General features: G+C 35.0%; 11 protein-coding genes. 8 read left to right on the top strand and 3 right to left on the bottom strand.

The window, feature by feature from the left end:
- Position 1: 1 nt before the first annotated feature.
- The 6 genes from CALKRO_RS12045 to CALKRO_RS12020 all read left to right on the top strand — a co-directional run bounded on the left by CALKRO_RS12045 (position 2) and on the right by CALKRO_RS12020 (position 9,051).
- Positions 2–2,095 carry an endo-1,4-beta-xylanase gene (locus CALKRO_RS12045; RefSeq protein WP_013431278.1) on the top strand — a complete coding sequence of 698 codons (2,094 nt, stop codon included), beginning with the start codon at positions 2–4 and terminating at the stop codon, positions 2,093–2,095.
- Positions 2,096–2,137: 42 nt separating this feature from the next.
- Positions 2,138–3,643, top strand: a complete 1,506-nt coding sequence (locus tag CALKRO_RS12040; RefSeq protein WP_013431277.1) for a GH39 family glycosyl hydrolase — start codon at positions 2,138–2,140, stop codon at positions 3,641–3,643.
- Positions 3,644–3,662: 19 nt separating this feature from the next.
- Complete coding sequence (locus CALKRO_RS12035; protein ID WP_013431276.1) at positions 3,663–4,676, top strand: endo-1,4-beta-xylanase; 1,014 nt, start codon at positions 3,663–3,665, stop codon at positions 4,674–4,676.
- Positions 4,677–4,723: 47 nt separating this feature from the next.
- Positions 4,724–5,521, top strand: coding sequence for an alpha/beta hydrolase (locus CALKRO_RS12030; RefSeq protein WP_013431275.1), 798 nt, complete (start codon positions 4,724–4,726; stop codon positions 5,519–5,521).
- A 90-nt stretch (positions 5,522–5,611) separates the two neighbouring features.
- Positions 5,612–7,060 carry a GH39 family glycosyl hydrolase gene (locus tag CALKRO_RS12025; protein ID WP_013431274.1) on the top strand — a complete coding sequence of 483 codons (1,449 nt, stop codon included), beginning with the start codon at positions 5,612–5,614 and terminating at the stop codon, positions 7,058–7,060.
- A 188-nt stretch (positions 7,061–7,248) separates the two neighbouring features.
- Positions 7,249–9,051, top strand: a complete 1,803-nt coding sequence (locus CALKRO_RS12020; RefSeq protein WP_013431273.1) for a peptidoglycan DD-metalloendopeptidase family protein — start codon at positions 7,249–7,251, stop codon at positions 9,049–9,051.
- Positions 9,052–9,126: 75 nt separating this feature from the next.
- Here CALKRO_RS12020 and queC read toward each other — a convergent pair whose 3' ends face one another.
- Genes queC through CALKRO_RS12005 form a run of 3 tightly spaced genes read right to left on the bottom strand, consistent with a single transcriptional unit; the run spans position 9,127 to position 10,608 of the window.
- Positions 9,127–9,792, bottom strand: coding sequence for a 7-cyano-7-deazaguanine synthase QueC (gene queC / locus CALKRO_RS12015; RefSeq protein WP_013431272.1), 666 nt, complete (start codon positions 9,790–9,792; stop codon positions 9,127–9,129).
- A 12-nt stretch (positions 9,793–9,804) separates the two neighbouring features.
- Positions 9,805–10,182: a RidA family protein gene (locus CALKRO_RS12010; RefSeq protein WP_013431271.1), complete on the bottom strand. Its 378-nt coding sequence runs from the start codon at positions 10,180–10,182 to the stop codon at positions 9,805–9,807.
- Positions 10,183–10,206: 24 nt separating this feature from the next.
- Entirely contained in the window at positions 10,207–10,608 is a 402-nt protein-coding gene (locus CALKRO_RS12005) for a zinc ribbon domain-containing protein (protein WP_013431270.1), read from the bottom strand.
- 141 nt (positions 10,609–10,749) lie between these two features.
- Here CALKRO_RS12005 and CALKRO_RS12000 point away from each other — a divergent pair, with 141 nt between their 5' ends.
- Together CALKRO_RS12000 and CALKRO_RS11995 are read left to right on the top strand one after the other, a co-directional pair.
- Positions 10,750–10,944 carry a MoaD/ThiS family protein gene (locus CALKRO_RS12000; RefSeq protein WP_013431269.1) on the top strand — a complete coding sequence of 65 codons (195 nt, stop codon included), beginning with the start codon at positions 10,750–10,752 and terminating at the stop codon, positions 10,942–10,944.
- 28 nt (positions 10,945–10,972) lie between these two features.
- Complete coding sequence (locus CALKRO_RS11995; protein ID WP_013431268.1) at positions 10,973–11,878, top strand: TIGR00269 family protein; 906 nt, start codon at positions 10,973–10,975, stop codon at positions 11,876–11,878.
- Positions 11,879–11,942: the final 64 nt, after the last annotated feature.

Below are 11,942 nucleotides of genomic sequence, written 5' to 3'. Positions count from 1 at the left end.
GATGAAAAAAGGGAAATTCAAAATATTATATTTATTTTTAATTATGGTACTTTCTATATCATTTATTATATCAATAGTTTTTCCATCATTTTTTAAGGCGGCACAGACAACATCAACAAACATAAACTTTGAAGGAAAAGACAAGATAACATTTTTTGCATATGGCAAAGCTAAAATAACAACAGACCAAAACACAGCCCAAGAAGGGAAAAAGAGTATAAAAGTTACAGACAGGAAAAGTGTATGGGATAGCATGGGGATAGATGTAAAAGATGTTTTACAAAGAGGAAAAACATGGGTAATATCAGCCTATGTAAAACATCAAGGGAAAAAGCCGATAGAATTTTCAATAACAGCTATTTATAACGACGGCAGGGGGTTAAAGTACCTTCAGCTTGGTGAGAAAATTGTCATACCAAACAAATGGGACAAAATTGTTGCTAAGTGGAAACCAACGTTAAAAAACCCGATAGACTTGATTATTGCAATTCATCCAACAGTTGATAAAACAACTGCATATAATGTGGACAATATTCAAATAATGACAGAAGAAGTTTATCAATCACAAGCTGTTGTTTTTAAAGATACATTTGAATCAAATTTGACAAACTGGCAGCCAAGAGGTGATACTGTACAACTAAAAATAGATAATACAAAATCACATAATGGAAATAAGAGTCTTTATGTATCAGATCGTTCGGCATTCTGGCATGGAGTTCAAATTCCTGTAACAAAATATCTTGTTGCTGGGAAGATATACAAATTTAGCGTATGGTTGTATCATCAATCAATTGACAAGCAAGGTTTTGGTCTTACCATTCAAAGAAAGATGGCAAACGATGATCAATATAAATATGACTGGATAACTGGAAGCCAGATTGAAGGTGATGGCTGGGTTGAGATAAGTGGTAATTATTATGTACCAAAGGATGGCAAAATAGAAGAACTTGTATTTTGTATTTCTTCGTGGAATCCAACATTAGCATTTTGGGTAGATGATGTTACAATATCTGATCCGTTTAAGTTACAGGAACCTAATTATAATTTGCCGTCTTTAAAAGAAAAATATAAAGAAGATTTTAAAGTTGGTGTAGCTATTGGATATGGTGAACTTATTAGTGATATAGACACACAATTTATCAAAAAACATTTTAACAGTATAACACCAGGCAACGAGATGAAACCCGAAAGCGTGCTAAAAGGACCAAACAACTATGACTTTACAATAGCGGATGCATTTGTGGATTTTGCAACAAAAAATAAAATGGGTATACGTGGACATACTCTTGTCTGGCACAACCAGACACCTGATTGGTTCTTCAAAGATGAGAATGGCAATTTTTTAAAGAAGGATGAACTTTTGAAAAGGTTAAAAAATCATATATACACAGTTGTTAGCCGGTATAAAGGCAAAATATATGCTTGGGATGTTGTCAATGAAGCTATTGATGAAACACAACCTGATGGATACAGAAGGTCAAACTGGTACAATATTTGTGGCCCCGAATATATAGAAAAAGCGTTTATTTGGGCACATGAGGCAGATCCACAAGCAAAGCTATTTTACAATGATTACAATACAGAAATTCCACAAAAGAGAATGTTTATATATAACATGATTAAAAATTTGAAAGCAAAAGGTGTTCCAATACATGGTATAGGTCTTCAATGTCACATAAATATTGACAATCCTTCTGTTGAAGATATAGAGGAGACGATAAAGCTATTTAGCACAATTCCAGGGCTTGAGATTCAAATTACTGAGCTTGACATGAGCTTTTATCAATGGGGTTCTTCTGTTTATTACGCAGAGCCATCAAGAGAAATGTTATTAAAACAGGCAAAGAAATACTATGAGTTATTTAACCTATTTAAGAAGTACAAAAATGTCATAAAGAGCGTTACATTCTGGGGGCTTAAGGATGACAACTCTTGGCTGAGAGGAGTTTTTAACAAACCAGATTTTCCGCTTTTATTTGATGAACATTATGATGGCAAACCTGCTTTCTGGGCATTGATAGATTATTCAATATTACCACAAAATGCCAATTTGCCTACACCACCTGCTATTCCAAAAGTAAAGGCTAAAAAATAATATTTTATCGTTTGACATTACTTGATATTGGAGGAATAGATAATGACATATGTAAAAATTGAACGAGGAAAGATATTTGACGTGTTTCCAGATAATTGGAAATTTTGTGTTGGTAGCGGTCGTATAGGGCTTGCTCTTCAAAAGGAGTATATGGAAGCATTAGAATATGTAAAAAAGCATATTGATTTTAAATATTTAAGAGCTCATGGTTTGCTCCATGACGATGTTGGAATCTACCGCGAAGATAATGTTGGGGATATGAAGCAGCCGTTTTACAATTTTACTTATATTGATAGGATATATGATTCATTTTTGGAGCTTGGAATACGGCCTTTTGTTGAGATAGGATTTATGCCGTCAAAACTTGCATCTGGAACACAAACAGTATTTTACTGGAGGGGTAATGTTACCCCTCCCAGTGATTATGGAAAGTGGGAGAAGTTAATTAAAGCAGTTGTTAAACACTTCATAGACAGATATGGCGAAAAAGAGGTTGAAAACTGGCCGTTTGAAATATGGAACGAACCAAATTTAAATGTATTTTGGAAAGATGCTGATCAAAATGAATATTTTAAACTATATGAAGTGACAGCAAAGGCTATAAAAGATGTAAATGAGAATATAAAGGTTGGTGGACCTGCAATATGTGGCGGGGCAGACCACTGGATAGATGATTTTTTAAATTTTTGTTACAAAAATAATGTTCCTGTTGATTTTGTTACACGACATGCGTATACAGCAAAACCTCCTACTTATACGCCACATTTTGTTTATCACGATTTACATCCAATTGATTACATGTTAAACGAATTTAAAATGGTACGAGAGCAGATAAAAAATTCACCGTTTCCAAATTTGCCGATACATATTACTGAGTACAACAGTTCATACCATCCGCTTTGCCCTGTTCACGACACGCCGTTTAATGCGGCATATCTTGCAAGGATATTAAGCGAAGGAGGATATTATGTAGATTCGTTTTCTTATTGGACATTCAGTGATGTATTTGAAGAAGCAGATGTACCAAGGTCTCTGTTTCATGGTGGGTTTGGCCTTGTAGCTTTCAATAATATTCCAAAACCTGTGTTCCACATGTTTACATTTTTCAATGCAATGGGAAGAGATATTTTGTATAGAGATGACCATATCTTGGTAACAAAAAGAGCAGATGGTTCAGTTGCGATTGTGGCATGGAATGAAGTTATAAGTAAAGAACAAGAGATTGAAAGAGAATACAAGCTGGAAATTCCTATTGACTTTGAGGATATTTTTGTAAAGCAAAAATTAATTAACGAAGAACATGCAAATCCATGGCGTGTATGGATTGAGATGGGAAGACCAAGGTATCCGTCAAAAGAACAGATAAAAACTTTGAAGGAAATTGCAAAACCGCATGTTAGCACTTGCAGAATGAGAGCAAGAGAGGGATATGTAACACTTAATATCAAGTTAGGTAAGAATGCAGTTGTGCTTTATGAGCTCAACAAAGTTAATGACGAGACGCATACATATATAGGGCTTGATGATAGTAAAATTCCAGGTTATTGAAAAAGGAGGATATTGTATAATGAGCGAAGATTATTATGAAAAATCTACTGTATCACTTGCGGAAAAATATAAAGACTTCTTTAAAGTTGGTGCAGCTGTTACAGTGAAAGATTTTGAAGGAATACACGGAAGAATTCTTACAAAGCATTTTAACAGTTTAACACCTGAGAATGATATGAAATTTGAACGAATTCATCCGAAAGAAGATTTTTACAACTTTGAAGCTGCTGATAAGATTAAAAATTTTGCACTTAAACATAATATGCAACTGAGAGGACATACACTTGTATGGCACAACCAAACACCTGAATGGGTTTTTTGTGACAATGACAAAGAAGCACCAAAAGAGCTTGTAATAGAAAGACTGAGGGAACACATAAAGACAGTTTGTACAAGATACCGTGATGTGGTTTATGCGTGGGATGTTGTGAATGAAGCTGTTGAGGATAAAACAGATGCTCTGCTCAGAGATTCAAAGTGGAGAAGAATCATTGGTGATGATTATATTAAGATTGCCTTTGAAATAGCTAAAAAGTATACAGGAAATGGGAAACTATTTTATAACGACTATAACAATGAAATGCCATACAAATTAGAAAAGACATACAAGGTCTTAAAAAGTCTTTTAGAAGAGGGAACTCCGATTGATGGTGTTGGCATACAAGCACACTGGAATATTTGGGATAAGAATTTAATAGACAACCTTAAGAGAGCTATCGAAATATATGCATCCTTGGGGCTTGAAATACAAATAACAGAGCTTGATATATCAGTATTTGAATTTGAGGACAGAAGAACTGACCTATTAGAGCCCACTGAAGAGATGGTGGAGTTGCAAGCTAAGGTTTATAATGATGTGTTTAGAGTATTTAGGGAGTATAGAGATGTTATAACTTCAGTTACATTATGGGGGATTAGCGATGGACATACATGGAAAGACAATTTTCCGGTAATCGGCAGAAAAGACTGGCCATTGCTGTTTGACATTGATGGAAAGCCAAAAAAGGCATTTTTTAGAATAATTGACTTTTGAATTAATGAACTTTAAAAAAATAATGGTCAAGAAGGAGATAGATTTAAATGGCTATAATGGAAATAAATTTTTATTCAAAGATGCTCAAACGAAGCACAACCCTCATGGCAGTTTTGCCAGTTGATAGGTTAGACAGGAGTTTTTCGAAAAAACATGATGTTGATAATTTGAGAGTACTTTATTTGTTACACGGATATGCGGGCAATCACATGGATTGGTTGTATGGTGCGCAAATTGTTGAATTGTCTTTAAAATATAATGTAGCAATATTTATGCCATGTGGCGAAAATAGTTTCTATTTGGATGATGAGGATAGAGAAGCATATTATAGTGAGTATATAGGAAATGAACTTATCGAGTTTACAAGAAATGTATTTCCAATACCTGAAGATAGAGAAAAAACGTTTATTGGTGGGTTCTCTATGGGTGGCTATGGCGCGCTAAGAAATGGATTAAAATACCACAAGATATTTGGTGGGATAATTGCGCTATCTTCAGCTTTAATAATCCATAAAATAGCTGGAATAACACCAGATTATAAGGATGGTATTGCAAGCTACAAATATTACAGACATGTATTTGGCGACCTGTCCTCTTTGATTGGCAGTGACAAAGATATAAATGCTCTTGCCAAAAAGCTGAAAAAAGATGGTGTAGACATTCCCAAAATTTATATGGCATGTGGCAAAGATGATTTCCTTGTTCAGGAGAACAGAGACCTTTACAATTTTCTTAAGAAAGAAGGTTTAAATGTAACGTATGAGGAAGATGAAGGTACTCATGATTGGCAGTTCTGGAACAGGTATATTTTTAAGGCTTTTGAATGGGTAGAAAAGGTCTTTTAAAATAGCTTTTTTTAGGAAAAGGGAGATTTTACGCCTCCTCTCTTTTCCTTTTTTTAAAAAAAATAATGTATGAAAGGAGAGAAAACACACATGAAAATAAATATCTATCCAGAAATTAAGTTAGGCAAGATAAATAAATTCTGGACAAAGTGTGTAGGCAGCTGTCATGCAGCAACTGCCCTGAGGGAGGATTGGAGAAAGCAGCTGAAAAAGTGCAGGCAAGAACTTGGGTTTAAATATGTCAGATTTCATGGTTGGCTTAACGATGATATGAGTGTTTGCTTCAGAAATGATGAAGGCAAACTTTGGTTTTCATTTTTCAACATTGATTCTATTATTGACTTTTTATTGGATATTGGAATGAAACCTTTTATAGAACTGAGCTTTATGCCTGAAGCTTTAGCATCTGGTACAAAGACAGTTTTTCATTATAAGGGCAATATAACTCCCCCAAAATCCTATGAAGAGTGGGGACAACTTGTTGAAGAACTTACAAGACATCTTGTAAAAAGATATGGTAAAAATGAGGTAAGAGAGTGGTTTTTTGAGGTATGGAACGAGCCGAATTTGAAGGACTTTTTCTGGGCAGGGACAATGGAGGAGTATTTTGAGCTTTATAAGCATGCAGCGTTTGCAATCAAGAAAGTTGACTCTGAACTGAAAGTAGGAGGACCTGCATCAGCAGTAGATGCGTGGATTTTGGAGCTGAAAGAGTATTGTCAGAGAAATGGAGTACCAATAGACTTTATATCAACACACCAGTATCCAACAGATTTAGCGTTTAGTACAAGTTCTAATATGGAAGAAGCCATGGCAAAAGCAAAAAGAGGTGAGCTTGCTAAAAGAGTAAAAAAAGCTTTGAGTGAAGCAGAACCTTTGCCTTTGTACTATACAGAGTGGAACAACTCACCGAGTCCGCGAGACCCGTACCACGACATTCCATATGATGCAGCATTTATTGTGAAGACTATAATAGACATTATTGATTTGCCGCTTGGATGTTATTCATACTGGACATTTACAGATATATTTGAAGAGTGTGGGCTAAGTTCATTGCCTTTCCATGGAGGATTTGGACTTTTAAATATTCACGGTATACCAAAACCATCATACAGAGCATTTCAGATATTGAATAAATTAGATGGTGAAAAGGTAGAACTTAAAGTTGAGGAGAGAAGTCCAACTGTAGACTGTATAGCAGCTGTAAATGGCAATGAGTTAGTACTTGTTATTTCAAACCATAATGTTCCACTATCTCCCATAAACAATGAAAAAATAACTGTTACAATAAATGGTATTAGAGAATGCAAAGAAATTTATGCAGAGCGTATAGATGAATACAATGCAAATCCCAAAAGAAAGTGGGTTGAAATGGGCAGCCCAGAATATCTGAATAATGAACAAATTGAAGAACTGATCAAATCATCAAAAACGAAGAAAGAAGAGATATTATGGAGAGTAACAGGTGAGAATCAAGTTACCTTTGAGATAAACATTTTACCCCACTCAGTTATAGGAGTTTCTATTAAAATAGAATAGAACAGCAACTTCAAAAGTAATAGTTATTATGTGATTTAAGTCGGTTTTCAATCAATTTTTGGTTTTGACATTTCAAACAATATCAATTAAAATAAAAGTATAGTATTTTGCATATTCAACATAGTATAAATTATATAGAAGGGTAATTTTAATACCCTTTTTATTTTTTTTATCAAGGGGGTGCACTTGTGGCAAAGCATGCGTCAAAATCAAAGACATCTGCCACAGCCACCGTTTTGGACCAGAAAAAGGCCCAGTTTGTCCCAAAGACAATAGAAGAAAATTTGAACAGTAAACAGAAAGTTTACCAAAAAAACAAAGGAGCTAATAAAAAAGTTGGACTGGCAGATAAAGCAAAAACTAAAGAGAAAAAGACTATTAAAGTTGAAAAAAACAATCAAGGTTTACATAGATCAATTGTTGGTTTAATTAAACAAATCAAATCAAGATTTGCACAGAAATTAGAAGTGATAAAAGATAATCTACGCTCAAAAATATATAAATCTGCTCAAAAAAGTCAGAAACCTTTAAAATCCAATGTTCAAGATGAGTTTATCTTTTTATCTTACAAGTATAGAAAAAGTCCATTAAAAGAGATTTTTGAAGAGATAGTAAGATTGATTATTGGACTTAAATACATTAGCAATATCAGACATTCAAAAGAAAGTATACTGAAACTTAAAATATTTTCGACCTTAGCTTTGATGTTTCTTATGGTATTTACAATTAACAAAATGCCGACAACTTATCAGAAAGCTTATGCAGTCATACTCAACGGAAGTGTTGTAGGGTATGTAAAAGACAAAATGGAAGCGCAAAAGCTTTTTGGCAGTTTGAAAGAAGAAGTCTCATTAAAACATGGAACAGATGAGTTTGTTTTTCAAAACAAGCCTAAGCTAAAGGAAATTCCGCCCGGTCAGTACAAAAGTACAAGTTTAGATAGTCTTAAAAACACCATAATAGAAAAAGGTGTTGTGCTTGTAAAGAAGTATGCCCTTTTTGTAAATTCAAAAGCTTATTTAATTTTTGACAATCCAGACGTTCCCAAAAATATTTTAAATAAACTTAAGACTATTTACTACAAAAATGATGCAAAGTATGCAAGGTTTTTGGAAAAAGTGGAGATAAAACCTGTTTACGTTAAACCAGATATTAAGGTTGCAACAGAGGACCAGGCATTAAATAAAATAATGTTCGGCAAAGATGAAATAGTGGAATATACAATCAAAGAAGGGGATACCCTCTGGGATTTGGCAAGAAAATACAATATTTCTGTTGATGATATTTTTGCATCAAACCCAGGACTTACTGAAAAGATAATGCCAGGACAGAAGATAAAACTTTCACAGATGACACCGCTTGTAAATGTTGTTCTTGAAAAAGAAGTGGAGTTTGTAGATACTCTGCCAAAAGAAGTGAAAACAATAAAATCAGATAAATACTACACTACACAAACTATAGTAAAGCAGGAAGGTAAAGACGGTAAAGCAAAGATAAAAGCTAAGATTGTTTATTTAAATGGACTTGAGTATGACAGACAGGTAATTTCCCAGCAGGTGCTGGAAAAACCTGTGGAGAGAATTGTGGTTATTGGGACTAAAAAGCCGCCGAGATATTTTGCAACAGGTAGATTTTCATTCCCAACGTGGGGTGTGCTGACTTCACGATTTGGCTATAGAGGAAGAGAATTTCATGAGGGGATAGACATTGCTGTTCCATGGGGTTCAAATGTGTATGCAGCAGATGGTGGTGTGGTTGAGTTTGTTGGATGGCTTGGTGGCTATGGCAAGCTGATTATAATAAATCATCAAAATGGATATAAGACATACTACGGTCATCTTAGCAGATTTTTGGTAAGTCCAGGACAGAAGGTTGCAAAAGGACAACTTATTGCCAAAAGCGGGTCAACCGGTAGAAGTACAGGTCCTCATCTTCATTTTGAGGTGAGGAAAAATGGCGTACCACAAAATCCGCTTGCGTATCTGCACTAATAAAGGAATTTCAAGTACAAGTATAAAAAAAGGCTGGTTGATGCTTCAAAAAAGCCACAAACCAGCCTTTTGTTTTTACCAGTCAATTTCAATTTCATATTCAATAGGGTCTTTTACACCTACTTTTTTGAAAGCTTCAATTCGCTCTGTGCATGTTCCGCATCTGCCACAGGCTTTTTGACCTCCTTTGTAACATGACCAGGTTAAACTGTAATCTACTCCAAGTTCAAGTCCTCTTTTGAGAATATCCTCTTTTTTCATATCAACATAAGGTGCATCAAGTTCAAGACCGATATAGTCGGCAAGATATAGTGCATTTTTCATTGCTTCAACGAACTCTTTTCTGCAGTCTGGATATATTGGATGGTCGCCTGCATGTGCACCGTAAAAGAGTTTTTTTGCCCCAAGCGATATAGCATATGCTGCAGAAATAGAAAGCAAAACCATGTTCCTGTTTGGAACAACAGTCTGTTTCATGGTGCTGTCGGTGTAATATCCTTCTGGTACGTTCCAGTCAAGCGCTGTGAGTGCAGATGGTGCAAGCTCTGCAAAAAATGAGATGTCAACAATCTTGTGAGGGATGGATAAAAGACTGCATGTCTTTTTTGCAAACTCAAGCTCTTTTGAATGTTTTTGTCCGTACAAAAAACTTATTGCAAAAACTTCATAACCCTGACTTTTAACATCATAAAGAAGTGTTGTTGAGTCCATACCACCAGATAAAACAACAACAGCTTTCATTCTTCAAGCTTTTCACTCCTTTGCACAAATAACATCAACTTCTATAAGAGCACCTGGTAAAAGCTTTGCTTCAATGGTTGTTCTTGCAGGGAAATTCTGCGTAAAGATTGTAGAGTAAACTTCATTGAACTTTGCAAAATCCTCAAGTGAAGACAAGTATACATTTACTTTAACAACATCTTCAAAAGAAAATCCTGCTTCTTTCAAAATAGCTTCGATATTCTTGAAGACAAGCTGTGTTTGAGCTTTTATATCATCACCTTCTATTTTCCCAGACATTGGGTTTATGGCAAGCTGTCCTGAGACAAAAAGAAGATTTCCAACCTGCACAGCATGCGAATACGGTCCAACTGGTTTTGGAGCGTCATTTGAAACAATACATTTTTTCATTTTAATATCACTCTCCTTGAAAGTTTATTCAAGCTTGCTGCCGCAATAAGGACAGTACAAAAAAGTCTTTGAAACTCTTCTTTGACAATTTGGACAAAAATCAGACCTTTCATCATCAAAACCATATTCATTTTCGAATTTTCTAAAGAGCTCAACATCAGCAAGGGTAATTGGAGTATCAATTCCACGTTCAAGGTCTTTGGCAAGTTGCTGATTTGTAATAATATAAATTCGATTGCAACAGCTTGTTTGCAAAAAATATCTGACATTCCATCTAAAAAGTGGAATAAAGAAAAAATGAAAATAGCTATAAACTTTTAGCAAAGTATAACTTCCCTTTCTTGAACAAAAAGGACAAATTGTTACATCTATTTGCCGTATAGCTTTTGCTTTCTCTTCAATGCCAAATATACCTATAAAAAACATCGTAAGTTAATCCTGCTCCTCAAAAATCATTGTTCTTTTTGTATTTTATCATTTTAGGTTTTGATTTTAAAGATTTGTGATATAATTTTATTGCAGCTTGTAAAGTGCACATTAAGATGTGTGAGGAGGGCGAATGCAGAGGTGAAAATAATATTTGTGGGTAAAAATAAAGAGGTTGAGGTAAAAGGACCAAAGACAGTTATAAATCTTGCTAAAGAACTTAATATAAATTTGGAGTCTAATGTTTTTATAAAAAACGGAGAAATAGTTGCACCTGACGATGTTTTGAATGATAGCGATACAGTTGAGATTATCTCTGCTGTTTCTGGTGGCTAAAGATTTTGAAAGGAGCTGAACAAGAAGATTGAAGTGTGTAAGATGTAAAAACAAGGGCGTTATTTACCTCAAGAGACACAACGCTGCATTTTGTCAGGATTGTTTTCTTTATTACTACAAGAATCAAGTAAAGAGGAACATAAAGAGGCATAAGATGTTTGACAAAAAAGATAAGATTTTAGTGGTAATCTCCGGCGGGAAAGACAGCATGGCTCTGTGGCATGTATTGAGCAGTGAAGGCTACAATGCCACAGGGATGTATATAAACCTTGGAATTGGTGAGTATTCGGATAAGTCACAGCAGGTTGTGGAAAACTTTGCACAAAAAAACGGTCTTGAGCTAATTGTAAAGGATATTAAAAAAGAGTATGGACTTGACATATACAAACTTTCAAAGCTTTTAAAAAGAAGCACATGTTCCATTTGCGGCTCAATAAAAAGATACCTCTTTAACAAAGTAGCGTATGACGGTGGGTTTTTTGCTGTTGCAACAGGACACAACCTTGATGATGAGGCGGCAACGCTTCTGGGCAACGTTCTTTCATGGGAAGAAGGGTATCTCGCAAGACAATCGCCTGTGCTTGAGTCCACCCATCCAAAGCTTGTAAAAAAAGCAAAGCCGCTTTATACTCTCACTGAGCGTGAGAATCTGTTTTATGTTTTAATCAACAAGATAGAATTTTTGCACGATGAATGTCCGCACGCAATCGGTGCTATGTCAATTTTGTACAAAGAGGTTTTGAACAGGCTTGAGGAAGAAAGTCCAGGGACAAAACAGCGTTTTATAACAAGCTTTTTGGAAAAGGGCAGAAGACATTTTCAGGATATTTATGAAAAGGTTGAACTGAAAGAGTGCATTAGCTGCGGTCAGGTTACAACAACAGAAATTTGCTCATTTTGCAGATTTGTTCAGATTTCAAAGCAGGATGCATAAAATAAAACGGGTTGCCAAAACTAATTAAAACTCAAGTAAAAACTTTTGGCAACCCTTTGATTTT

It is taken from the genome of Caldicellulosiruptor kronotskyensis 2002, assembly GCF_000166775.1.
In the GTDB taxonomy this organism is placed as follows: domain Bacteria; phylum Bacillota; class Thermoanaerobacteria; order Caldicellulosiruptorales; family Caldicellulosiruptoraceae; genus Caldicellulosiruptor; species Caldicellulosiruptor kronotskyensis.
Note: the sequence above shows the minus strand (reverse complement) of the source record. Positions and strands in the feature narration are given on the sequence as shown.

Excerpts from the sequence above, each read along its gene's own strand:
- CALKRO_RS12005 (WP_013431270.1), bottom strand. The coding sequence starts at position 10,608 with ATGTTTTTTATAGGTATATTTGGCATTGAAGAGAAAGCAAAAGCTATA.
- CALKRO_RS12010 (WP_013431271.1), bottom strand. The coding sequence starts at position 10,182 with ATGAAAAAATGTATTGTTTCAAATGACGCTCCAAAACCAGTTGGACCG.
- CALKRO_RS12040 (WP_013431277.1), top strand. The coding sequence starts at position 2,138 with ATGACATATGTAAAAATTGAACGAGGAAAGATATTTGACGTGTTTCCA.
- CALKRO_RS12030 (WP_013431275.1), top strand. The coding sequence starts at position 4,724 with ATGGCTATAATGGAAATAAATTTTTATTCAAAGATGCTCAAACGAAGC.
- CALKRO_RS12035 (WP_013431276.1), top strand. The coding sequence starts at position 3,663 with ATGAGCGAAGATTATTATGAAAAATCTACTGTATCACTTGCGGAAAAA.
- CALKRO_RS12045 (WP_013431278.1), top strand. The coding sequence starts at position 2 with ATGAAAAAAGGGAAATTCAAAATATTATATTTATTTTTAATTATGGTA.
- CALKRO_RS12025 (WP_013431274.1), top strand. The coding sequence starts at position 5,612 with ATGAAAATAAATATCTATCCAGAAATTAAGTTAGGCAAGATAAATAAA.
- queC (WP_013431272.1), bottom strand. The coding sequence starts at position 9,792 with ATGAAAGCTGTTGTTGTTTTATCTGGTGGTATGGACTCAACAACACTT.